Source organism: Helicobacter sp. 11S03491-1 (assembly GCF_002272835.1).
Lineage (GTDB): Bacteria > Campylobacterota > Campylobacteria > Campylobacterales > Helicobacteraceae > Helicobacter_J.
In genome coordinates, this window is sequence record NZ_MLAO01000002.1 from 166,490 (window position 1) to 191,445 (window position 24,956).

Sequence of the window (24,956 nt, forward strand, 5' to 3'; positions counted from 1 at the left end):
ATTTTGAAAATTAACCCGGATCGTTATGAAAAATTTCTCATGGATTTATCTCTGAAGACAGATCCCAATCAGCCTTATACAAGGCGTTCTTTTAGTGATATGTTTGTAGAAGGTCGCCAATGGTTAAGTGAGAAAATGTTGGAATTAGGTCTTGAAGTTTCCCTAGATTGCGCCGGCAATCTTATAGGCAAAAGAGCAGGTAAAAATCATCAATCCGGTTATCCTCATACAATTGCTATAGGTTCTCATAGTGATAGTGTGCCAAGTGGGGGCAGATATGATGGGATAGCCGGAGTGATTGCAGGATTAGAATGTGTAGCGAGTCTTAATGATAAAAACATTGCCCTAGAGCATGATTTAGAAATTATAGATTTTTTGGCTGAAGAACCTAGTGAGTGGGGTGTTTCTTGTATAGGGAGTCGAGGAATAAGTGGGTTTTTAGATGAAAAAACTCTCCAATTGTCTCATCCCCAAACAGGTGAAAAATTGGGTATAGCAATCAATCGCATGGGTGGGGATAGCGCCGGGTTAAAAAAAGCCACTCATATAAAAGCATTTTTTGAACTTCATATTGAGCAAGGTAAGGTTTTAGAAACTCTAGGTATGGATATTGGTATTGTAAGTTCTATTGTAGGGATTATGCGTATTGAAGTCAGTTTTTTAGGAGAAAGCAATCATGCCGGTACTACTCCGATGAATATGAGAAAAGATGCCGGAAGAATAGCTTGTGAAATGAGTGTTTTGGGAAATATTCTGGCATCAGAAATTTCCAAAAGAAATGAAGGTTATTTTGTGGCTACTTGTGGGCAAATATTTTTTAAACCCAATGCAAGCAATGTGATTTGTGGCGCTAGTAAAATTGTTTTTGATGTGCGTTCTGATTCAAGAGCATTGATGGAAGAATTTAGGGATAGATTGCTTGAAGAAACACAAAAAATTTCTAAAAAGCAAGGTATTTTACTCCAAAATTTTGAGGTTTTGAGTGATACTCGACCTACATATTGTGATAGAAATTTAATGGGTATTTTAGAAGGAGTATGTAAAAAAGATGCCCTTCCTTTTATGGTGATGCCAAGTGGAGCGGGACATGATAGTGCTTTTATGAGCCATCTGGCTCCTGTAGCTATGATTTTTGTCCCCAGTCAGGGAGGCAAAAGCCATTGTCCGGAAGAATATACTTCAAAAGAGGAGTTAGGCAATGGTGTGAATGTGCTTTTTAAAGCTCTTTTAGAATATGACAAACAATTTATTAATTCATAAGGAAACAATATGGGAAGAATTTTGAAATTAAAAGATGTCTATGCTGCTGTCAAAGGTGGTTCAGTCTATGCTTGTGGTGGTGGTGGATGGGTAGAACATGGGATTGAGTTAGGGACTTTGGCAGTTACAATTGGCAGACCTGAGTTAGTTAGTATTGATGAGATTCAACCTGATGATTATGTTGCAACAGCCGCTGCTATTGGAGCACCTGGGGGACTTAGTGATTGGGAAATGTTAGGGATAGATTATGTCAAAGCAGTACGATTTGTCCAAGAAGCTTTGGGTAGCAAAATAGCAGGGCTTATTATTGGTCAAAATGGAATGAGTTCGACTATAAATGCATGGTTGCCCTCAGCAATTTTGGGGACAAAAGTTGTTGATGCTTTGGGAGATTTGCGTGCGCACCCTACAGGAGATATGGGTTCTTTAGGATTAGCTAATAGTCCTGAAATAATGATTCAGAGCGCTGTAGGAGGGAATCGATCAAAAAATCAATATATTGAATTGGTTGTTAAAGGAGCTACTGCAAAAATTTCTCCGATTTTGCGGACAGCTTCAGATATGTCAGGAGGGTTTATAGCCAGTTGTCGTAACCCTATCAAAGCTTCATATGTGAAAAAAAATGCAGCCCTTGGAGGGATAAGCATGGCAATTGAACTCGGAGAAGCTATTCTTGAAGCAGAAAAAAAAGGCAAAAATGCTGTTATTGATGCTATTTGCAAGCAAACTGATGGAGTGATTTTAGCAGAAGGCAAAGTGATTAAAAATTCTTTGCAATACACTCAAGAAGCTTTTGATGTAGGGATTATTGAAGTAGGAGAAGGAAAGAATAAAGTGATTTTGCATGTTATGAATGAATATATGGCTATTGATGATGCTTGCGGGAATAGAATAGGCACTTATCCGGATGTAATCACTACTTTTGATAAAGATGGTAATCCCATCAGCGCAGGAAAACTCAAAGCAGGGATGGATATTTTTGTATTCCATATACCCAAAACAAAAATTCCTCTTAGTTCAAGTGTTAAAGATCCCAGTGTTTATCCTCATGTAGAAAAAACATTAGGGATTGAATTAGCAAAATATGCTCTTCAAAAGGATAAACAATGAAAATACAGATTGCTTCAGGGGATAAATTAAGAACCAAAAATTGGCGTACAGAGGGTTTGTTGCGAATGCTGGAAAATGTGCTTTATGTTGGTGAAGATCCACAAAATTTGATTGTTTATGCTGCTTTGGGGAAGGCAGCAAGAGATATGAAAAGTTATGAAAAAATCGTAGAAACACTCAAAAATCTTGAGATAGGTTATACCCTTATTGTGCAATCAGGGAAACCTATTGGGGTGCTAAAGACTCACTCTAAAGCTCCTGTTGTTTTGATGGCAAATTGCAATATGGTGGGGCAGTGGGCAAATGCGGATTATTTTTATGAATTGAATAAAAAGGGGTTGATTTGTTGGGGAGGATTGACAGCAGGAGATTGGCAATACATTGGATCACAAGGGGTGATTCAAGGCACTTATGAGATTTTTTGTCAGATTGCACGCAAGCATTTTAACCATTCTCTGGAAGGAAGATTTATCCTTACAGCCGGACTTGGAGGCATGGGTGGGGCACAAGGATTGGCAGGATTTATGGCTGGTGGAGCAACTTTGATTGTTGAGGTTGATGAAGAACGCATTGATAAGCGTCTCAAAAATGGCTATCTGCAAAAAAAGGCAAAAACACTTGACCAAGCCCTAAGTCTTATCCAAGATGCTATAAAGAAAAAAGAAGCACTATCTGTAGGGCTTTTGGGAAATGCTGCCCAAATTTATCCCCAAATACTTCAAAGAGGTATCTTGCCCGATATTGTTACAGATCAAACATCTGCACATGATTTGGTCTATGGCTATATCCCTGTTGGATTTACTCCGGAAGAGATCAAAGAATTAAGAGAAAAGAATCCTAAAAAGCTCATGGAAGCTTCTTTGGCTTCTATTAAAATCCATTTAGAAGCTATGCTTGGTTTTCAAAAAAGAGGCTCTATTGTGTTTGATAATGGTAATTTAATACGCACACAAGCTAAAAATGCAGGAGTGCAAGAGGCTTTTAATATCCCTGTTTTTACAGAGGCATTTTTGAGAGATTTGTTTTGTCAGGCTATTGGTCCTTTTCGTTGGGTATCTTTGTGCAACAACAAAGAAGATATTGCTAAAATCGATGCTTTTATCTTGAAACATTTTGAACATAACAAAATTGTAAGCAATTGGATAAAACTCGCTTCAAAATATATTCCTTTTGAAGGGTTGCCTGCAAGGATTGCCTGGCTTGGACATGGAGAAAGGACCCAATTAGCCTTAGGCGTTAATGAAATGGTAGCTAATAAGGATCTTTCAGGTCCTATTGCTTTTACAAGAGATCATCTGGATGCCGGTGCTATGGCGCATCCTAATATCATGACAGAAAATATGCTTGATGGGAGTGATGGCATTGCTGATTGGCCTCTTTTGAATGCGATGTTAAATTGTTCTTCAGAAGCTGATTTGGTAGCTATCCATTCAGGAGGAGGAGGTTATAGCGGGTATATGACTTCTGCCGGAGTTACTCTTATTGCAGATGGGAGTAAGGAAGCTGCAGAGAGGTTAAGTTTATCTTTGAATAATGATACGGCTTTAGGTGTGATGAGGTATGCAGATGCAGGTTATGAAATAGCTTTAAGGGAGGCTAAATCTAAAAATATCGGATATTTTGATTTAAGAAATTCAAAGGAATAAGATGAAAAATAAACTAACAACTAGAGCAATTGTTGCAGCTGCGATAGGGAATGCATTGGAATGGTATGATTTTAGTGTTTTTGCTTTTTTTGCAAGTTACATCGCGCATAATTTTTTTATTGATGGTGATGGGACATCTGCTCTTTTTAGTGCTTTTTTGCTTTTTGGGGTTGGTTTTATTGCAAGACCTTTGGGAGCACTATTTTTAGGAAGTTATGGAGATAGAGCTGGGAGAAAGGCAGCCTTGACATTAACAATCTTGCTTATGGCAGTGGGAACTTTGATCATAGCTATTGCCCCACCAATCTGGTTTATCGGGATAGGAGCACCTATATTATTGCTTATAGCAAGACTTTTGCAAGGATTTTCAACAGGTGGAGAGATTGGCGGGGCAGCTGCATTTTTGATTGAATATGCTCCTAAAGAAAAAAAGGGAGTTTATAGTTCCTGGCTTCAAGCAAGTATGGGTATTTCAAATATTCTTGCTGCTTTAGCAGGGATTTTGATCACCTACTTCTTTAGTGAAAAAGAAATTTTGGATTGGGCATGGAGATTGGCTTTTGTTTTTGGGCTTTTGATTATTCCGGTGGGATTGTATATCCGCAAAACTTTAGACGAAACCCCTGAGTTTCAAGATCAAATTAAGAAAGATCCTTCCAAAATCAAACACCATCGCCCTCTTTTTGATTTGTTTAAAAGATATCCAAGACAGCTTGTTGAAGGGATATTATTTTCGATTTTATGGACATCAAGTGTTTATACTTTAATTATTTATATGCCTACTTATTATACTTCTTCGGTTGTTGGGCTTGGATTTAGTAAATCTGAAAGTTTCAGTGCCAGTTTTATTGGAAATATTTTTATGGTAATAGGATGTGTGGTAGCCGGAAAACTTGCAGATAAGTTTGGGATAAAAAAAATACTCCAAATAAGCATTGTCGTTATGTTGGTAGCTATTTTTCCTTTGCTTTATTGGTTGCATGCAACTCCAAGCTTTGAGCACTTGATTTTGATACATACATTTTTTTGTCTTTGTGTGGCTTTTTTTGTGGGGGTTGCTCCTGTGGCATTAGCTATCCTTTATCCGGTAGCGATCCGATCAAGTGGAATGGCAATCTCTTATAACACAGCTGCTATATTTTTTGCAGGTTTTACGCCTGCATTGATGACTTGGGCAACTCAATATAGTGTTTATGCACCTGCGTATTATTTGGCTTTTTGTTGTGTTCTGGCATTTGCCAGTGTTATCTTTATGTTTAAGGAGAAAAAATGAATTTATTAAAAAATATATCAAAAATTATGATAATGAGTATTTGTTTGTTTGCCATAGGGTTTGGAAAGCAAACAAAACCTTTGGAATTAGATCCAAATCACCGATTGAGTTTGCAAGAAGTTTATGAAGTGGCTTATGATCATCGCAAAGTTACCCTTACTCAATCATCTTTAGAGAATATCAAAAGAGGTCATCAAATTGTTATGGAAGCTGCCTTGCTGGATAAGCCTGTTTATGGACTCACTACTGGGGTAGGCTGGAACAAAGACAGGCCTGTTTTTGAAGAAGTAGGAGGCAAGAAGATCCTTTCAAAAGAATTGCTAAAACTTTCTAAGCATTTTAATACAATTTCTTTGAGGGCGCATGGTTTGGGTATCGGGGAGCCTTTGTCCAATGAAATTGTGCGTGCTTCTATGTTGATACGTCTAAACACTATCACCAGTGGGGGGACAGGAGTATCTTTGGAAGTAGCAAAGGCTTATGAGGATTTTATTAACCGTGATGTTACACCTGTTGTGCCCATGAATGGAAGCGTGGGAGAAGCAGATATCACCTTGGCTTCTCATATTGGTTTAGCAATGATTGGGGAGTGGAAAGTAAGCTACCAAGGCAAAATTTATCCGAGTTTAGAGGGTTTGAAAAAAGCGGGTTTAAAGCCTATTGAACTTGTGGGTAAAGACTTTTTATCTATCTTGAGTAATAATTCTATCACTGCTGCAAGAGCGGTTTTGAGCACTCTTAAAGCCCAAAAATTCTATCATCAAGAAATTAGACTATTTGCTTTGATGTTAGAAGGTTTTAATGGTAATGTTGCACCTTTTAGTCAGGGAGCTATTGGGGATTCGAAATTCATAGGACTTCAAGAAGCTTCAAAAGAGATCAGAGATACCCTCAAAGGGAGTGATTTGTGGAAACTCTCTTCACAAAGAGCATTACAAGATCCTCTCTCTTATCGCACTATGAATTATGCGCTTGGCAATGTATATACAAGCCTTCAAGAGCTTCAAGAAGCCCTCCTTATCCAAATTAATCGCAACGATGATAACCCTATGGTGCTTTTGAATGCTCCAAAGGCAGAGGGATCGCAGCTTCAATCTTATGATGTCAAGGATGGCGGGGCGATTTATCCGACTGCAAATTTTAATTTTTTGCCTGTGGTTTTAAAGGTAGAGAGTCTCAACATTTCTTTAGCGAGACTTGCAGAAAATATGACCCAACAACTTATCCGTATCTCTAACCCGGATTTTACAAAACTTCCAAGATTCCTCAATGCTCCCACAAATCATGGACATGGTTTTGGTGCAATTGAAAAGCCATTTAGTCAGAGTAATATTATGATTAAAAATCTTGCTTTGCCTCAATCATTTCATACTGTCGTGCTTGCAGGGGATATTGAAGATGTCGCTTCAATGGGGAATCTTTCTGTGGCACATTTGGGCGATATTATAGAACATCTTTATGAGATCGCAGCCTTTCAGCTTCTAGAGGGGACACAGAGTTTAGATTTACGAAAAGGTTTTGTTCCCGGCGTCTCTTCTGCTGCAATCAAAAATCAATATCGCAAAATAGTTCCTTTTGTAAGTCAAGATAGAATTTATTCTGATGCCATCAAACAAAGCATACTTTTTGCCAAAGAACTTTAAAAAATTAGACATAAATAAAACTCAAGATACCTTAATCCTAAGAGATTGGGGTATCTTATAATTTTCTTAGCAAACATCCAAAGTCAATACAATTTTACTTAATCTGTTATAACTGCTATATTTCAATTGCCATGATAAGTCTTTTTATAAAAGAAGAAAACTTTAAAATTTTAAATAATTACATTTATTATGAACCTCCATTATTGCAACCAGAGAACATAGCAAATATCGATTTTTCTGTGATGAGAGAACTTGATGACCTTTAATATACTTGTGAGACTTGGAATATTTGAATTTTTTATAGATAATGAATTGAATATTTTGCGATAGTACGCAAGGGTTTTGTGGCGGAATCAAATATGGATTTTGTATTTGTTGGCAGCACAAAAATGTATTGTTAAAATGAAATCAAAAATAGAATTTAACTAAAATTATGAGATATAATAAAAAATTCCTTGTCTTGATCTAACTTGTATTGCGCGAGACATTTTATACAATTATTTATGAAGTGTCCTCATCATTATCTCAAAAATAGAAAAAATATTTATTTTAAATAATTTTTATTATCCATAAGATTAAGGCATCTATTATCAATAATAGGAATAATAATCTTATTTTATTAAGCTTTATTATTTTTATATAAAAATTATAATTATTTTCAAAATAAATATTTATTTGTATTAAATTAGAAAAATAATTTCATTTAAGTATTTTTTAAAAATTAAAATAGTTTAATAATATTATTCATTTAGATACATAAGATAAAAAGGAGAATTTATGCCCAATAGAACTTTGTTTGCCGGTATGCGGGGGGGGGGGGGGTAAAATTGAAAAATTTATTTTTTCAAAGTTGTTTTCTTTTCTTTTTAGTTTCTCTTAGTTTTTTTCAAAAATCTTACGGAAACCAATCTATTGACTTAAGTGTGCCTTGCAATAGCTTGGTTAATGGGTATTGTGTGCAAATAACCAACCCTGTTTCCTCTCCTAATATTTCTTATACAAGCGCAGATCATAAAAATGTTTCTTTGGATCTCAATAATGCAGAAAGAAGTCACAATAGTGATAATAGCAATTCAGATACTTTTATGCTCAAAGCCTTTGGAAAATCTTCTGATGATAGAATAAATTTATTTGGCAATATTTTTGAACACAATACAAATGGTTATAGAAACTTAAGTATTGATTTTGATGGGGTTAATTATTATGGAAATATGACATTTGAAGAATATGGGCAGGTAGATAAAAAAGGAGCATATGGAAACATAAAAATAACTCCTAAAGCAAAATTTGTTTTGAATCATACTATGATAAATGGGGATTTAATTTTTCATAATTATTATATTTCTCCTTCTGAGGAAAATAGTTTTAGCATAAAAAACTCCACTATTAATGGAAACTTTCATTGGGATTCTGAAAATACAACCTCCCTTATAAATGAAAATAATATCTTTAATGGAAATGTGGAGATTATAAGTGGATCCAGTGTCGGCACTTCTTTAAGAGTTTTTTTGAAGCATTCTGTATTTAATCATTCTAATGTTTATTTTGGTGTTTTAAAAAATCATCAATCTAATCTTTCAGATGTTTTTTCGCAGTCAATAGGGAGTTATTTTTTCTACAATGATGTTTTAAATGATGCCGGTTTGACAATCATGACAGATTATAATTATCTTATTTTCAAAAATACAACCTTTAAAGGGGGTTCTATGACGATAAATAATGCATCGTCTTTGCTTAATTCTCAAATTAATTTTATGGGATCAGATTTCTTTATTTCTAACTTGAATATCATTGGAAATGAGAATTCTTTGGGGGTGAATTTTGTTTTTGATCAATTAAGTCCCGGGGATAAAGATGTGAGTGTAGATCAAACAAAAATAACTACTTTTGAAGGGAATATCACCTTTTCCGGAGGTAAAAATACTCTGGATATCAAAAATCACTCTGTATTAAAAAATGGCACTATTTTTATTGAAGGAGGAATAAATGTCTTTAATACCACAGATTCTACTTGGGATAATATGAATATTTCCATTTCAAGAAAAATCTATGTCTTGCCTATTTCTTATAGACCTTCAGATACTGCTCCTAATGGTTATGTATGCACAATTGGTTCTAGAATTTGTTATAGCGATTCTACCAATACCCTAAATTTTAATAATTCAGTAGTAAATGGAGGGAATATTATGATTGTTGGGGGACATTCTAATACTTTGAATTATATTAATTCTCCATATAAGAATGGGAATATCACTATTTTTGGAGGAGAAACAAACAAGCTAAGTTTTCTGGATTCTCTAAAAGAGAGGGATATCTTGATTGCCGGTGGGGCTAGGAATACCTTAGAGTTTAAAAATACAATATTATCTTCCCAAAGCTCTGATTTGATTGGTGTCAAACCCACTGCACATATGAGTGTCATCAAAGGAGCTATTCTTGCAGGGACAATGACTCCGGAATTTTTAAAGATGATTGAAAATACTCCTGCGGATTTATTAAATGGAAACTTGATTTTAGATTCTGCATCGACGATGAACACAATCAATACCTTGAGTTTTATCAATGGTATTTTGCATGGAAATATCACGATTGAAAATCACAATACCAGTCATGTTAATACCGCTATCTCTATTGATAATAGCCTTTTGCTTGGGGATATTTCATTAAATGGTAAAAATATGTTTGTTAAAAATAACCTTACTGATGCAGCTTTGATTGGAGATGTCTTTATCGATCAAGGAGTGAGTTACACTTCATTGGATAATTCTCAAATCTATGGAGATATCACTACAAGGGGAGGAATTAATATTTTTTCACTTAAAAACAGCTCTGTTTTTGCAGGCTCTATAGACACTTTTGATGGAACCAGTTTTATTGATTTGAATATGTCCTTATATGCTAATCAGAATGGACAAATTTCTAAAATTAATACTTATGGGGGTGTGAGTAATATTTCTTTGAGTATCAATGATTCTATTGCCGGTTTGCTTACAAGCCAACATATCTACCCTACTTTTTATATTGGAAATTATAATAGAGGTATTTCAAATATTGCTATATCCGGACCTGTGAGTGGGACTGCTTTGATAGATTATAGTGGGGGGAGGGCTAATATTATTTTCGCTGATGGGGGCAATAGCGCAGATACAACTAACTTTTTTGCGAACAAAACACAATGTGAGGGGAGTTGGATAACACAAGAATGTTTAAATAGCGGCAAGGCTATTTATTCTCCAACATCAAATACGTTTGAAGTCAATGGTTATACTTATGAAAATGGGTTGGCTATTACGCTTGATGCTTCCATGGCCAACAAAGTTTTGAAGCCTTTTAGGGATGTTTATTCAAGCAATTATGTTTCTTTATTTATTGATAAATCAGGAGTGAATCCTAATACCCATATAAAAGATGATATTTATCGAATGAAGATTGATGGAGTGATAATAGGCGGGGAATATAACCTTCCTTCTACCAGCGATCAAAAATATGAGATTACTTTTGCTCCACGTGCGGCATTTATTGGAAATATGTTTGCCAAAACAGATAACACGACTTTTGTTTTGTCTCAAGGCTCTAAACTCGTTCTTTATAACGGATCTTTGTCTGTAATTTCCAGCCTTACTTCAAGTCATGGTTCTTTTAGCGCCAATACCGACACAATGTTTGCTGCCACTCTTGCTCAAAGGGATAATACAATTATTGATCTGGCTACAAGTGGGAAAGAAATCAATAATACTTTCCAAAAAGATACATTTTCTACAATGATTGTCAATAACTTAGGACATTTTAATAATGCTATTTTTAGGGTTGCCATAGATTCAAATCGGGCAGATAATAATCCTAATATTCATAATAATTCTCTTAATTCTGATAGAATTATTATCCAAGATGTGGGTGCAGGGCAACATTTGAGCAACTATCTTCAAGTTTATCAAGATTATACGAGTTTGGCTACAGGGGATTTGTCAGCAAATAATATTCTGGTTGCAATAGTAAAAGACTCCTCTGATTCAAATTCAAATATGATTTTTGATACCTCTGCTTCTAAAGTAGAACAAGGCTATGATATTGTCAATACAATACTTTATTCTAAGCGTATTTCTGTAGATGCCACAGGAAAAATTGATACTAATGTGGAGAAAGATTTGGCAAATGCAACAGGGTATTTTGTCCGGTCTGCATCTACAGCTATTGATAAGTCAAACTTAGGGGATACCAATAATGCCATCACTTCTAATTATTCTATCTTTTTAGCCAACATCAACAATCTCAACAAACGACTCGGGGAGCTTCGAAATAATTATTATGCACAAGGAATTTTTTCCAGGGTATATAGCGGTTTGAACACTTCTAATAGGGGAGATAAATCTAAGATTTATGCAACCAATATCCAAGTGGGCTATGATTATGGGTGGAATACAGCTTATGGAGAGCAATTTTTAGGAAGTGCCCTGAATTATGGATACAACACTATTAGAGGGGGTGGTTATAATGGAAGCGCCAATATGCTTGAATTTGGAGGGTATTATTCTTTTGTGAATGAAAGTGGATTTTATACAGATAGCATTTTGAAATATACTTATATCCACAGTAATATTTCTATCAAAAATAACAATATCTATAATGTGCCTCTGGATTCTCATGGAGTGAGTTTGGGGCAAGAATTAGGTTATCGATATTATACAGATAAGAAAAAACGATTTTATTTAGAGCCTTCTGCAGAAATCATCTTGGGATGGATGAGTGGAGGAGTCATCAATCAAGTCAATCAAAGTAGTTTATTGGATTATAGACCCGATTATTTTCCTTATTTTAAGGCTGATTTGAATTATATCTTTAATTTTAGATCAAAATTAGGCGCGAATGTGGGTTATCGTCTTATGAATGCCAAGAATCAGACTGATTTTAGATTGGGCGCTTTTTGGGTGAGTGATGTAGTGAGTGGAGGGGTGATAAGATACAAAACCAATTATTCGCAAGCTCAAACATTGCTTGCTCCCAATAATCAAATGATGATTAATCTTGGACTCAATTCGGTAGTGTCAGAGAATTGGCGGGTTTATGCAGATGTGGATACCGGGTTTTTGGGTAGATATTTTAATCAAAACTACCTTGTATCTATAGGGCTGCGCTATGAATTTGGGCATGCTTTGAATCCTTTAGCAGCTAAGCTTACCCAAGAAAAAAGACTTGCAAGTATCCGTCGATCTCAAATGCGCTTTGATGAAAGGCTTGCTAATATCTCAGCCAAACAAGAAAAAATCAAACAAAAACAAGCCTTTGAAGAACAAAAATCTCAGATCATAGCCACTAAAAAAGCCCAAGCAAAAACTTTGAGTATTTATAGAAAACAAGAAGATAAAGTAGAAAAAAATGATTTTAAAATGATTCATATTGAGATTGCAAAAATTCTTAAGAGTGATCAACCTTCAGGTGAAAAAATAAAAGTTCTCCATGCCCAAGAGCTTAAAGTTTTCGAAGCTTCAAAAGCAAGAAAAATAAAGGAATTCAATGATGATTATAAAGGTGCTTTCAAGACATTAGAAGCAAGGTATGCTATAGAGAATGAAGAACTCCAAGCCAAAGCAAAAAATGCAAACAAAGTTTTAAACCAAAAGTCAGAAAAATCTCTCAAAGATTTGGAAGCAAACCAAGCCAAAGAACTTCAAGAGCTAAATACAAAAAATAAATCTGCCTTTGAGATACAAGAAGCGAAGTTACATAAAGATCCTCAAAAAGCCAAAAAACTTCAAGACTTGCAAAATAAACAGACCAAAGTTCTCAAAGATCTCCAAACCAAGCAAGCCAAAGCCCTTCAGAATCTCCAAAATCACTTTGCCAAAGCAAGCAAGGAGATACAAAATAAACAAGTTAAAGATCTAAAGAGTCTCAAAACAAAATTGGACAAACAGACTAAAGATCTCCAAACCAAGCAAGCCAAAGATACCAAAAAGAATGAAAGCAAGTATAAGACAGCATATCAAGATTTGCTAAAACGTCAAGCCAAAGAAGTAAAAAAAGCTCAAGAATTGGAGAAAGAAATGGATAAAAAATCTCAACCTAAAAAATAAAATAAAGCCTAAATCTATGAAAAATAAAGGTAAAAAATGGATTATTTTAAAATAACCGAATAAAAAAGAGAGGGGTGAAATTAATTTTGGGGTATGAAGTAAAATGCCGGTCTTATTTGATGTCAAATCATAGCATAGCACTTTTTAAAATACGACAAATTTATTTTGCCCTAAATTTGTGAAAAAATCCTAATTTTACGCCTGTCCTATCCTTAAGCCTATGAATTAAAAGTTTTTGTTGGCAGGTGTTGAGAGGTGAATAAAACATCTTTGGGATCTTTCATTTTGATGACTCTTGAGACTTGATAAAAATCTTAAATGCAAAAAGTTTCATAAACATAGCAATAATCCAAGTAAAAAGTAATGGAAATATGGAAATAATAAAAAAATAAATATAAAATTAAATTATAGAATCCAAGTTACTTCTATAATGGAGTCTATGTTTTTCAAAAATATGCTAGAATTGAAGCTATGGGAACTTATGAGGCTATAAAATATATTGACACTTGCAAAACAACTTCAAACGTAGGTATGCTTATTGAAGCATTAGAGAGTTTGGGTCGTATTGCCTGTGATTTTGATATTTCTCCTATCTTGAAATTGACCGGTCATAAGTCCCCTAATGTACGGGTTTTAGCAATTAAAAATATCGCTAAACTAAATCATCAAGATAACTCAGAAATTTTTATCTCCATTTATAAAAATGATGAAAACAGCGCTGTGAAGCGCGAAGCAATTTCAGCCATAGGTCGGCAACGCAATCGTGATAATATAGAATTTTTATTTGAGGTTTTAAAGGATAATGATCCAAAAATTATTTGCCAAGCAATTCGGGCTTTGCTTGTCTTTAAGGGTAATCATAAAGTTGATGTGATTCTCAAAAGACTTATAAGTCATGAGAATGAGATGGTTAAACAAATCATAAAAAAAGAATATTTTTCACAAACAACACCCAAAACAAAACCAAAACCACACACAACAATCGATCAAAAACTTTCAAATGTTGTTGTATTGGGTGATGTATTAGAGATATTAAAAAATGTTGGTGAAGAAAGTATCCATTTAACTTTTACTTCACCACCATATTATAATGCGCGAGATTATTCGATTTATCAAAGCTATGAAGCCTATCTTGATTTTTTGCGCAAAGTTTTTGAACAAACCCATCGCATAACAAAAGAAGGACGATTTTTGATTGTGAATACCTCGCCTGTTATTGTGCCTAGAATTAGTCGGGCTCATTGCAGCAAAAGATACCCAATACCCTTTGATTTGCATGCTTTGCTTGTGCAGCAGGGTTGGGAGTTTGTTGATGATATTATTTGGGAAAAGCCGGAATACAGTGTAAAAAATCGTATTGGAGGGTTTCAACAACATCGTAAGCCGCTTGCATATAAACCAAACACTATCACTGAATATTTAATGGTTTATAGAAAGAAAACCGATAAATTACTTGATTGGAATATCCATCAATATGACCTTAGTATCGTAGAAGACAGCAAAGTAAAAGATGGTTTTGAAACAACCAATGTTTGGAAGATTTGCCCTAGGTCTGACAGGGTTCATAGCGCAATTTTTCCAACACAATTATGCCAAAGAGTCATTGAGTATTATTCATTTAAAGGTGATTTAATCTTTGATCCATTTGCCGGAAGTGGGACACTTGGACGAACTGCAAAGGCATTGGGACGGAAATTTTTCTTAACAGAAAAAGAGCCAAAATATTTTGAATATATGAAAAGCTTAATGAATAAAAATTCATTGTTGGAGGATAACTCCTCTGAATTTATGACGTTAGAAGAATTTAAAAATTTATGACATTCACTAATCAAGTCATAAAAAATATTGTTAAGCGGGTGATTAAAGGACAAGATTATCGTATTGAAGTTGTTAATTTAATCAACACTGATTTTTTGCAATTTGTGATTGATTTTTTCAAAAAAATTATCAAAGTAAAATTAGAAAATAAAGATGTAGTCAATTGGTATAAAAAAGAATTTTTGAAAAACACTCTCCCACCCGATGAGATTGCCCTTCATGCCGGTCTTAATATGAAAACGATACATAATATGTATGGGAGTAGCGCAAAAGAAATTGTAATTGATGCAGCTTATGAACATTATGATAGTTTGTATGAAGCAATCAGTGGTTTTATTGATAACAATGAAGATCTGACTTTAATGCTTACTCTAAAATTCAATGGTGTCTGTGTTGATTTGACAATCAATGAAACCTTACTTGTTATCAATACATTGGCAGTCAAGCGTGCGGCTTTGAGAGGTGGCGCGTGGAGTGCAGTCGGTAAAACTGCAGAAAAAATATTGATGAAAACAATTTGTGAACTCTATAAAATCCCTACAAATAACTATGAAGAAAAGTTTGTGCGAGATAGCGCCAAAAAAGTGAGTCGTGAAGTTGATTTTTATCTCAAAGACAATGAGGGCAAAAAATATCTTTGTGAAGTAAAATTAATGGGACGAGGCAACCCGGAAAGCGCTGATGTGATTTTTGCAAGAAAATCACATATTTTTATTGCCGATACCTTATCCCAACAAAACAAAAATCAATCTGATGAACTTGGTGTGGTTTGGGTTGAGTTGAGAGTTGCTAATAGTTATAGGCGAATCAAAAAAGCATTTGATAAATATGGCATTCCTTATGTTGATTATGATGGTGGCAATTTAGATAAGGATTTGGATATGATTTTGAATAAAATAATGGAATAAATCAAAACAAGCTCTATGAGTTTGTCTATAGAATGGGCATGCCAATTAATGATCAACGGGTTTTTTATAAGCGACTTGCAAGATTAACACAATAAAAATAAAAAAATATGGAATTAAAATATTAATAGATTGTTAAAAGACTTTTCCATATTTAGTTTATTTTTATGTGGTGATGGGTTTGAATATCACTCTTTTGCGAAGATTTTTTTGTTGTGATTTTTGGACCAAAGCGAGAGTTATATTGTGCTTTGTGCAGGATTATTCAGGTTGTTTTGATCAATGAATAATTACCATTTATCACGCTTAAGCAGTGTTTTGGATTTTAACAATTTGTTGGTATAAGTTGAGACTTTTATAACAAAATAGTAATTGAGTTAGTCAAAGAATAGGATTTTGCAATAAGCATAAAAAAGCATAAAATTGTAAAATCTTAAAACTTACTCAAGTAAATTTTATTCACAACACATCACTAATGGATATTTTGTGTGAATTGAAGTTTTTGGGAAACTCTAAGTGCGCTGCAAATAATTCAAGAGGGACATCAAAGGCTTGGCTTAAGTTTTCTTGAGTTAAAACCCTGCTTGTTTCTCCATAAATATTTTTTATTTCATTTTCTTTGTGGTATATCAAAAGGCTTTTGTGAGAGATTTTGAGAGCATGGGTAGGGTAGTGCGTGTTACATAATATCCCGACTTTGTTGTTAGAGAGAGTTTTGAGTATCTCTAAAATCTTAATTTGATTTTTAAAATCAAGATTAGATTCAGGTTCATCTAAAATCAAAAGCTTAGGGCAAGAAACCAAAGCCCGCGCGATTAGAACCATCTGTAGTTCTCCCCCACTTAAAGAATGGCAATGTTGTTTTGCTAAATGAGAGATATCTAATTCTTCCAGAGTTTGAAGGGCTAAGGTTAGATGTTGTTTTTTGGGAGAAATGTTAAGCAAAGGATTGCAACCTAATAATACCATATCCAAAACACTAATACCGCTATGGATAGTTTTTGCTTGAGGGACATAAGAAATATTTTGCCATAAATAAGAATTTACAACATGTCTAATGTCTTTTTTGTTTAAAAAACTTGCTCCCTCACTCCATTTGAGAAGCCCCATGCAACATTTGAGAAATGTAGTTTTTCCTACACCGTTAGGACCTAAAATCGAAAGAATTTCACCCGGATAAAGTTCTAAATTAATATTTTTGAAAATTTTTTTGTGCTTTCTTTGATAACCCCCTTGTTTGACACTAAATAAACTCATAATGTGATACCTTTATTTTTCTTGAGGATATAAATAAAAAATGGTGTTCCTATTAGGGCACTCAGGATAGAAATAGGGATTTCATCAGCGCTTATTGTGCGCGAAAGTGTATCTATGAGCACCAAAAAAATAGAACCTAGCAAAACACTTAGAGGTATGATTTTTGTATTTTCACTCCCACACATTAAGCGCGCTATATGCGGGATAAGCAACCCTATCCAGCCAATAAGCCCGCACATAGAAACAATACAGGCTGTAATAAGTGTGGAAGTGACGATAAAAATAAGACGATAAGTATATAAAGAAATCCCCAAACTCTTTGCTTCATCATCTTCTAAAGCAAGGATATTGAGTTTCCAACGTAACAAATAAATAATCCCACAGCCTAAAAAAATCCCTCCCATTCCTAAGGAAATTTCAGAAAAACTGCTTGTTTGCAAAGATCCCAAAAGCCAGTAAGTAATCATTGGAAGAATATCTTGTGGATCAGCGACATATTTGATAAGAGCAAGGAGACTTTGAAAAAGAGCTGATACAATAATCCCTCCTAATACAAGCATAATCGTGCCATATTCATAGGTATTTTTAGCAATTAAAATTGTAATACTTAAGGCTAAAAATCCAAAAACAAGAGAGCTTCCAATCAGACCATAACTTCCAAATCCAAAAAAAAGTCCAAGTACAGCCCCAAAACTTGCTCCACTACTGACTCCTAAAATATCAGGGGTAGCCAATGGATTTTTGAAAATAGATTGGAAACAAGCTCCTGTTATAGCGAGTCCTGCCCCTACAAAAACTGCTAATGCAATCCTGGGTGCCCTGAAATTAAACACAACTTTTGCTCTTATTGTGTCTTCAATGGCGCTTGAACTCAAGAGTGTTTTAAAAATTTTAAATAATGTTGCATAATCTATGGCATATCTACCCACTCCAAAAGACAGGAAACATATTCCCAGAAGGATAAAGATCAAAAGTATATTTCTCATAAAATTCACTTAATATTTATAAGCATATTTAAGCACAAAATTTCTACCGGGCTCTACAAGAGGATTACCTACCAAAGTATTGGGGTATTTGAGATCCTCGACAGTAACAGGATTCCTCCCTGTCGTATTGAAGAAATTCTCTATGCCCATGATAAGATCCATACCACTTAATTGTTTGGACAAAGATTTGAGGTTATAGCCAAAGTAAATATCGCTCATTGCATAAGATTTGGTGGGACGTTCTTGGGAAGGATCAATACGAGAGGCAAATTTACCCAGATAAGCGCGTTGCACAAAACGGAAGAACCAATTTGATGCAAAATACTCTAAACTAATACGTCCATACAAAGGGGCAATATAGCGATAAGGCTTGTTGTTGCTTACATCTTGAGCGTAAGTATAGGTTGCACTATAGTTTAATGACAAGCGATTATCTAAAAATGAATGTTTTCCCTCAAGCTCTGCCCCGGTGATATAAGCTTGTCCGATGTTGATATATTGGTTATATAAGCCTGCTTGAACGGTTTTTGAGGTAATGAGATCGCTATAATAGGTAAAATAACCCGTAAGACTTACAAAATGATTAGGATTAGAGTAGCGCAAACTGATTTCGCCGGTTTGTGAATATTCAGGTTTTAATGTAGGATTTGCAACAGTTTGAAGGCGTAAGTCTCCTGCCGGAGTAGAATTCATTCTTGATCCCGGTGAGGGGACTCTAAAATTATGACTGAGGTTAATAGCATTACTAAAATATTCATTGAAGAAATATACCGATCCTAGGGCTCCTGTAAGTGCGCCATTATTGATAATGCTATTGGCGTCTAAAAGTTGAGTATCTACAATAGATTCGCTTGAATAATGAGGGTGTTTGGCAATAGTTGTTAGCACATAATCCCCGCGCAATGAACCTGAAAGTATCCAAGATTCTAAGACATTCCAATCATCCTTGATAAAAATACCCATATCTGTGAAACTGGAAGGTCTATAGAGTGTTTTGATGATTTTATCTGTTTTTTGACTCCTGAGTTTGACCTGTGGAGATAAGCTTGTATAAAAATCAACTCCATAGATAATAGCGTGGTTAGAGAGTTTTTTTTCTATTGCCATTCTACCTCCAAAAATATAGCTATTGATGACAGGTTGGATTGTTTTGACAATATTGTTATAAATGTCTGTGTCGTATTTTCTTGCATATAAATATGCTTCTAATTTATCGGCAAATCCAAATTCATAAGATTGGACGCCTATACGGAGATATTGTTCGGTGAGGGGATCTTCTTTGGTATCTGTATAGGGGTATCCCGGAGCTGCCCCAAGTCCTCCGGCACGCTCAGTAATAATATATTCATACCTGCCTTGGACATAAAATCTTGTAGAATGGGAGTTGGTATAACCTATATTAAAGTCCCCACCTGTTGTTTTGAAACCACTATTTTTAGCTACTCCTATTGGAGTTTGATAATCATCTCCTCTTTTGCCATTAACTCCAACAAGAATATCCCATTGATTTCCTCCTCCTATAAGTTCAAATCGACCTCCGATATAGTTATTCACACTTGCAAAATCAATCGCTCTAATTCTGGGAGTGAGAGTAAAGGGATCGTGGATATTTATATGAGATCTGCGCGTTTTGATATTGACTACGCCATTCATAGCATCTGATCCCCATAGCGATGAGGCAGGACCGCGAATCACTTCAATACTTTCAATGGAATTAGGATCAAAAGTATTAAATTCTAATGTATTTCTTCCTGAAACACGTACTCCATCAACTAAAACAATTGAGCGAGTGTCATTAGAATTCATCCCTCGAATGCTGAGTTGTCCATTGATACCTCCCGATCTGGAATAAAGGATGCCGGGGACTTGTTCTAAAAGGGTTTGAATCCCACCTGTGCCGATATTTTGTAAAATTTCATCCTCAGGGATAATGCTAATAGCCAGGCTTTGCTCTTCCAAGGGAAGTTCAGACATGCTTGCTTGTGTTGTTACTTTTTCAAGAGAATAGATTTTTTCATTTTGGTGATTTATTTTTTCTTCACCAATAAGCAGCGAAGAAGTAATTATAAAATAAAATAAAATTTTTAATAAATTATTTTTCATAAAAATCCTTAAAATATATTTTTGATAACTTTATTATTTTATATAAAAATTAAAAGTTTGAAAGCTGACGATCTTAATAAACTCTAACTTAATTTATGATAAAAATAATGATAATTTATATTATTTTAAGTTGATGTCTTATAGACTTTGCTTTAATTTTTTAAAAATTAATTGATAAAAATTTAGTCAATAAAGGAATTTTGTGAAGACTTATTTTAATGTAGCGCAAAGATCTTGGAAGAATAAGATAGCCTATCTTGATAGTAATGGGTATGAAGAAAAAGGGATTTATAATTATTTTTTATATCAAAATATCTTGGAATATTTTGATATTTATACGCGTCTGGAAGAAGGGTTGGAAAATTTTGATGCTATTGTTATCCCCACAAGCATTGATGAAATCTATCTTTTAAGACATGCTTCCAAAATCCAATCTTATCTTGAAAAAGGAGGCATTCTTTTATCTTTTGCGCAAAATTTTTTACCTTGGCTTCCGGGAAATAATCTTTATATTCCAAGTGAGATTTCAATAAAAGATAGAACTATATATCCAAGCAAACATTCTATATTTGAAGGGGTGAGAGAATATGATTTGAATTATCGACGCGGTGTAAAGGGGTTTTTTAATCGGGGTTATTTTATTCCCCCTAAAAATGCGCAAATAATTCTAAAAGATAATGAAGATTGTTGTGTGGCTTATATTGATAGGCATAGCACTCGTGGGATTATTTTAAGCAGTGCCGGAGCAGATTTGTTAGGGTTTGGTATTTTTGATAATAATACGGCAAGAAGAATGGGATTGGGGTTGTTGGAGTGGGTTTGGGAAGAAATAAAAAATACTAAGGATAATCAATGAAACTCAAAAATGCAATTATTACAGGAGGTAGTTGTTATCATCAAAAATTTTTTATCAATAAAAATGGTAAATATGCAAATTTTTTTGATAAAAGGATTTATCTGCCGGATTTGTGTGATACTTATTTGGACGAATTTGATTATATTGTAGTGGCTTCCAGAGTAAATCCTCATTTTTTGCTTCAAAACCGGGAAAAAATCGAGGATTATCTAAATCATGGCGGTCATTTAGTAGTATTTGGAGAAATGAGTAAAATCTGGCTTAATGGCGTGCAATGGAGGGATTATGCAGTAAATTTTTGGTGGTGGATTATTCCTCAAGCTGATTTACCTCTTTATGCAGCTAATCCCAAACATCCCCTTTTTAAGAAAATAACCCCTCAAGATGCCAAATGGCACTATCATGGTGTATTTTATCCACCAAAAGGAAGTGAGAATATTTTGGTTAATGAACTTGGGGAGAGTATTATTTATAAAGATAATGTAAGTTTTAAGGGCAATGTCTATATCACTTCTTTGGATCCGGACTTTCATTTTGGATTTGGTTTTATGCCTAAGACAGAATATTTTTTTGATCGTTTTATGGAGTGGGTTTGTGAGGATATAGAGCTTCATAGGGATACCCTAAAGGTTGAACGATGAGGTTTGGGCTAGTTTTTTTAATGCTATTTTTTGGTATTGAAGTTTTGGCAAATGAGATCAATAGAATTGTTGTGGTAGGGGGAATGTGGCCATTGCCTTCAGTGATTACTTTGGTTGATAATGGAGCTAAAAAACTTGTTTATATTCCAAAAGCAAGTATCAATGCAATTAGAGAATCTGTTTTGGCTACATTTTATCCTGATATTCTAAAAGTTCCTTATGGAAATACCCAAAATATTGAAGAAATTTTAAATTTGAAACCGGATATTGTTTTTTGTCATGCTTCTAATGTCAAACTTTGTGATACTATTAAAAGTAGCGGGATACCTACCATCGCGCTTTCAGTAAATATAGGGGATTATAATTATTTATTGACACTACAAGATTGGCTTGAAAAGATTGGCAAAGTTTTATCCAAAGAAGAGATGACAAATAAGCTTATCAAACATAATCAAGAAATAGAGTCTCAAATAAAATCTGCCCTCAAGGCATGCAAACAAATTCCAAAAGCAATGATTTTGCACCAATATCATCATAATGAAATTATAGTCGATGGCTTGTTTGCAAATTATTTGCTCAAAACTACAGGGGCACGTAATGTTTTTTCTTCTATTAAGGCTAATAGAAAGGTTAATTTGGAAGAGATTTATGCCCTTAATCCTGAGGTTATTTTTATTACTAACTTTACACAAACAATGCCTAAGGATCTCCTTGAATCTAAACTATGGCAGGGGATTGATGCCATTAAAAATAAACGTGTGTATAAAATTCCTTTGGGATCTTATCGTTGGTTTGCTCCATCGGCAGAATTTCCCGTATTTCTAATGTGGTTAGCTAAAAAGAATCATCCTAAAATTTTTGCCAACATAGATATTCAGGAACAACTTAAAAAGCATTTCAAAGAATTTTATGGTCTAAAATTAGATGATGCAGGGGTCCAAAAAATCTTGCATCCTAGTCCAAAAGCAGGGATATTATATTGATAAGAAAATTATTTCAATAGTTTCAAGGCTTCTTTGATGATATCTTGTGTGCTAGAGCTGTGGATACTTTTAAGTACTTTTGAAATATCCCCACTCTTGAATCCTAAACTTTGAAGCGCCATAAAAGCTTCATTGCGAATACCTTCATTTTTAGGGAGATTTTGTGTTTGCATAAGTTCAGAAAAAAATCCTGCCAAATCAACCATGATTTTGCCGGCGCCTTTGGCTCCAATGCCGGGGACTCTTTGGAGTGCATTAATGTCTTTATCTTGAATGATTTTTCCAAAAGTTGCAGAGGTGTAGGTAGAGAGAATAGCAAGGGCGACTTTGGGACCTACGCCATTGATTTTGATAAGGCGTTCAAAAGTAGCTTTTTCCATGTCCTCAACAAAGCCAAATAAAAGATGGGCATCTTCACGAATAATTTCACTAATAAGAAGAGTGATTTTTTTGTCTTTGTTGGCATGAAGCATGTAGCTTGTGTTTGTAGAAATGTGAATTTTATAAATAATGCTATTGACTTCAAACTCCACCAAGGTAGGTTCAAGCTTATAAATGTTACCTATCATCCCTGTTATCATCATTTCTCCTTAGAATTGTTTTAGGATTTTTTTGGTTTGCTCATCAATAGAAATATCGACATTTTCGCCATCTTGAAGTATCAAAACTTCATCACCGGGTTTAGGATAATCTCGATGATAAACTATTTCATTTTCAAATTTCCACTCACTTTGAGTGGTAATTTTTGCTTGAAGGGTTTCATCTTGTATTTGAATTAAGTTGTGATTTAACTCTTTGATATTGTTTTGAAACTTTATCAATTCTTGTTTGATAAGTTTGAGTTTTTTTACATTGAGGATAAAATCTTGGTAAGTTCTCTTAATGTCATCGTCCATAAGCATGGCTTTTTGCGTTTGTTTGTCTGCTGTTTTTATCTTATCAACAGTGGGTTTGTTTTTTTTAGCTCTTGACATCAGGAGTTGGTATTCTTTAATCATTGAATGCATTTTTGTTTTCAAAAGAGAGATTTTTTTATCAATAAAATCCATTGTATCTTTTGTCTTTTCATGAGAGGTTGCAGAAATGGTGATTTTATTTTCTCCTCCTTGGATTTCTGCGATAAAGCATTCTTGATAAAAATTAATTTTGTTATTTGATTTTAAGTTTTTAATTTTTAATTTTTTGGCATATATAGTGCTTCCGCTAGCAATACCAATATCAGCTTCATCTGTTTGTATAAAACCGGAATCAAAATTTTTTACTTCAATAAAATCGCCATAAAATTGCCCTTTATGAGTTGTGATTTTGGCTTTTTGGGCATGGATAATGCTGCTTTGGTGAGTTTGTCCTTCAATAGAAATATTTTTTGCCCTCAAGGCAACATTTTCACCAATGCTGCCAATGATGTTGATAGTTGAGGCTTCAATAATCATGTTAGAACCGACAGCATCAATGAGTTCATTGTCAGATTTTATCGTAAGGGTAATATCACTCTCAAGCCCCCCTAAAAAAGTTGGGGAATTAATCGTCTTCATTGTGTCAAACTCATAATCTGTATTGAAAGTAATGATATCGTTAAGAATTTTTACATAGCCTGTTATGAGGGATTTAAATATAAATTTCTCAGGAGTCTCTTCTTTGCTGACATAGTTTTTATTATGCGTGATAGGGGAGATTTGATCCGGGCGAATAGCATCCATTCTGATATATTCTCCCCTGAGATTTCTCCCGCTTTTTCCTTTGATAGGTTTGATATATTCTGCAATGACTTCTTCTACCCCAACCCCAAAAAAAGCATTTTCAGGAGCTTTTTTCCCATTGCTTTCCCATTGTTGTTTGAGGATAAACTCAAACCTTGAAGGTTGGTAGGGGATAAAATCAAGAGCTGTTTTGAGCAATATTTTTTGAGGGTAATCTCCTTGCTTTAAAAATTCTTGAAATTGGAGTTTTAGATTTTGGCGTTGTTGATCTTGTTGCCTGAAAATAATTTTATTTAGTGCCATCAAAGAATCCACTACGCCAAAAATCTCTTCATAAAAACGATCATCATCAATAATAATAAATTGATCTTGGAATAATAAATACATACTATCTGCTTGAGGGGTAACTTCAAGTTTTAATCCATAGTCTTTGATCTTGGGACGAATTCTGATATCATAAGTTTGTTGGATAAAAAAATTATCCTTAGTGTAGAAATTGTCTTTATCTAATTGAGCAAACTCATCGCTTGTAATAATTTTGTATTCTTCTTTTTGATGACTTTTTATGAAGGTATGAATATCAAGCACATCAAAACACAGATTTGCAATATCAATTTTTGAAGATTGAGAAAATTCTTGGAGTTGCTCATTAATATCTTTGCAATTTTTGATTACTTGCGGGACAAAATTTAGGGCGTCCATAC

Annotated in this window: 16 protein-coding genes; 11 read left to right on the forward strand and 5 right to left on the reverse strand. The window is 34.3% G+C overall.

Features of this window, described 5'->3' with window-relative positions; translation table 11 throughout:
* The first annotated feature begins 3 nt into the window (after positions 1-3).
* The 8 genes from BKH45_RS02030 (at position 4) to BKH45_RS02065 (ending at position 15,729) form a co-directional block, all read left to right on the forward strand.
* Positions 4-1,260 (forward strand): Zn-dependent hydrolase, encoded by a 1,257-nt coding sequence (locus BKH45_RS02030; RefSeq protein WP_219349980.1) that lies wholly within the window; start codon positions 4-6, stop codon positions 1,258-1,260.
* Positions 1,261-1,269: 9 nt separating this feature from the next.
* Positions 1,270-2,370 (forward strand): DUF917 family protein, encoded by a 1,101-nt coding sequence (locus tag BKH45_RS02035; RefSeq protein ID WP_095273802.1) that lies wholly within the window; start codon positions 1,270-1,272, stop codon positions 2,368-2,370.
* Entirely contained in the window at positions 2,367-4,016 is a 1,650-nt protein-coding gene (locus tag BKH45_RS02040; protein ID WP_095273803.1) for a urocanate hydratase, read from the forward strand. The genes BKH45_RS02035 and BKH45_RS02040 overlap by 4 nt, the downstream gene beginning before the upstream one ends.
* Before the next feature lies 1 nt (position 4,017).
* Positions 4,018-5,289, forward strand: a complete 1,272-nt coding sequence (locus BKH45_RS02045) for an MFS transporter (RefSeq protein ID WP_095273804.1) — start codon at positions 4,018-4,020, stop codon at positions 5,287-5,289.
* Entirely contained in the window at positions 5,286-6,932 is a 1,647-nt protein-coding gene (locus BKH45_RS02050) for an aromatic amino acid ammonia-lyase (RefSeq protein WP_095273805.1), read from the forward strand. Before BKH45_RS02045 ends, BKH45_RS02050 begins: the two co-directional genes overlap by 4 nt.
* Positions 6,933-7,759: 827 nt before the next feature.
* Positions 7,760-13,003 (forward strand): autotransporter outer membrane beta-barrel domain-containing protein, encoded by a 5,244-nt coding sequence (locus BKH45_RS02055; protein ID WP_095273806.1) that lies wholly within the window; start codon positions 7,760-7,762, stop codon positions 13,001-13,003.
* Between the two features lie 471 nt (positions 13,004-13,474).
* Entirely contained in the window at positions 13,475-14,821 is a 1,347-nt protein-coding gene (locus BKH45_RS02060; RefSeq protein WP_095273807.1) for a DNA methyltransferase, read from the forward strand.
* Positions 14,818-15,729, forward strand: coding sequence for a CfrBI family restriction endonuclease (locus tag BKH45_RS02065; RefSeq protein WP_095273808.1), 912 nt, complete (start codon positions 14,818-14,820; stop codon positions 15,727-15,729). The genes BKH45_RS02060 and BKH45_RS02065 overlap by 4 nt, the downstream gene beginning before the upstream one ends.
* A 456-nt stretch (positions 15,730-16,185) precedes the next feature.
* Here BKH45_RS02065 and BKH45_RS02070 read toward each other — a convergent pair whose 3' ends face one another.
* The 3 genes from BKH45_RS02070 to BKH45_RS02080 are packed head-to-tail and all read right to left on the reverse strand — an operon-like array spanning position 16,186 to position 20,072.
* Positions 16,186-16,983, reverse strand: coding sequence for an ABC transporter ATP-binding protein (locus BKH45_RS02070; protein WP_095273809.1), 798 nt, complete (start codon positions 16,981-16,983; stop codon positions 16,186-16,188).
* The gene (locus tag BKH45_RS02075) at positions 16,980-17,969 is read right to left on the reverse strand and encodes an iron ABC transporter permease (RefSeq protein ID WP_095273810.1); all 990 of its coding nucleotides are present in this window, start codon (positions 17,967-17,969) and stop codon (positions 16,980-16,982) included. Before BKH45_RS02075 ends, BKH45_RS02070 begins: the two co-directional genes overlap by 4 nt.
* Before the next feature lie 9 nt (positions 17,970-17,978).
* On the reverse strand, positions 17,979-20,072 hold the full coding sequence (locus tag BKH45_RS02080) for a TonB-dependent receptor (protein ID WP_095273811.1): 2,094 nt from the start codon (positions 20,070-20,072) through the stop codon (positions 17,979-17,981).
* A 202-nt stretch (positions 20,073-20,274) separates the two neighbouring features.
* Between BKH45_RS02080 and BKH45_RS02085 the strand changes: the two genes are divergently transcribed.
* The 3 genes from BKH45_RS02085 to BKH45_RS02095 are packed head-to-tail and all read left to right on the forward strand — an operon-like array spanning position 20,275 to position 22,552.
* Positions 20,275-20,928: an aspartate/tyrosine/aromatic aminotransferase gene (locus BKH45_RS02085; protein WP_095273812.1), complete on the forward strand. Its 654-nt coding sequence runs from the start codon at positions 20,275-20,277 to the stop codon at positions 20,926-20,928.
* Positions 20,925-21,569, forward strand: coding sequence for a hypothetical protein (locus BKH45_RS02090; protein ID WP_095273813.1), 645 nt, complete (start codon positions 20,925-20,927; stop codon positions 21,567-21,569). Before BKH45_RS02085 ends, BKH45_RS02090 begins: the two co-directional genes overlap by 4 nt.
* Positions 21,566-22,552 carry an ABC transporter substrate-binding protein gene (locus tag BKH45_RS02095; RefSeq protein WP_095273814.1) on the forward strand — a complete coding sequence of 329 codons (987 nt, stop codon included), beginning with the start codon at positions 21,566-21,568 and terminating at the stop codon, positions 22,550-22,552. The genes BKH45_RS02090 and BKH45_RS02095 overlap by 4 nt, the downstream gene beginning before the upstream one ends.
* Before the next feature lie 8 nt (positions 22,553-22,560).
* Here the strand turns inward: BKH45_RS02095 and ruvA are convergent, their stop codons facing one another.
* On the reverse strand, positions 22,561-23,133 hold the full coding sequence (ruvA, locus tag BKH45_RS02100; protein ID WP_095273815.1) for a Holliday junction branch migration protein RuvA: 573 nt from the start codon (positions 23,131-23,133) through the stop codon (positions 22,561-22,563).
* A 9-nt stretch (positions 23,134-23,142) separates the two neighbouring features.
* On the reverse strand, positions 23,143-24,954 hold the full coding sequence (locus BKH45_RS02105) for a flagellar assembly protein A (protein ID WP_095273816.1): 1,812 nt from the start codon (positions 24,952-24,954) through the stop codon (positions 23,143-23,145).
* Positions 24,955-24,956 lie beyond the last annotated feature (2 nt).

Excerpts from the sequence above, each read along its gene's own strand:
- BKH45_RS02035 (WP_095273802.1), top strand. The coding sequence starts at position 1,270 with ATGGGAAGAATTTTGAAATTAAAAGATGTCTATGCTGCTGTCAAAGGT.
- BKH45_RS02040 (WP_095273803.1), top strand. The coding sequence starts at position 2,367 with ATGAAAATACAGATTGCTTCAGGGGATAAATTAAGAACCAAAAATTGG.
- BKH45_RS02045 (WP_095273804.1), top strand. The coding sequence starts at position 4,018 with ATGAAAAATAAACTAACAACTAGAGCAATTGTTGCAGCTGCGATAGGG.
- BKH45_RS02050 (WP_095273805.1), top strand. The coding sequence starts at position 5,286 with ATGAATTTATTAAAAAATATATCAAAAATTATGATAATGAGTATTTGT.
- BKH45_RS02060 (WP_095273807.1), top strand. The coding sequence starts at position 13,475 with ATGGGAACTTATGAGGCTATAAAATATATTGACACTTGCAAAACAACT.
- BKH45_RS02065 (WP_095273808.1), top strand. The coding sequence starts at position 14,818 with ATGACATTCACTAATCAAGTCATAAAAAATATTGTTAAGCGGGTGATT.
- BKH45_RS02070 (WP_095273809.1), bottom strand. The coding sequence starts at position 16,983 with ATGAGTTTATTTAGTGTCAAACAAGGGGGTTATCAAAGAAAGCACAAA.
- BKH45_RS02075 (WP_095273810.1), bottom strand. The coding sequence starts at position 17,969 with ATGAGAAATATACTTTTGATCTTTATCCTTCTGGGAATATGTTTCCTG.
- BKH45_RS02080 (WP_095273811.1), bottom strand. The coding sequence starts at position 20,072 with ATGAAAAATAATTTATTAAAAATTTTATTTTATTTTATAATTACTTCT.
- BKH45_RS02090 (WP_095273813.1), top strand. The coding sequence starts at position 20,925 with ATGAAACTCAAAAATGCAATTATTACAGGAGGTAGTTGTTATCATCAA.
- BKH45_RS02095 (WP_095273814.1), top strand. The coding sequence starts at position 21,566 with ATGAGGTTTGGGCTAGTTTTTTTAATGCTATTTTTTGGTATTGAAGTT.
- ruvA (WP_095273815.1), bottom strand. The coding sequence starts at position 23,133 with ATGATAACAGGGATGATAGGTAACATTTATAAGCTTGAACCTACCTTG.
- BKH45_RS02105 (WP_095273816.1), bottom strand. The coding sequence starts at position 24,954 with ATGGACGCCCTAAATTTTGTCCCGCAAGTAATCAAAAATTGCAAAGAT.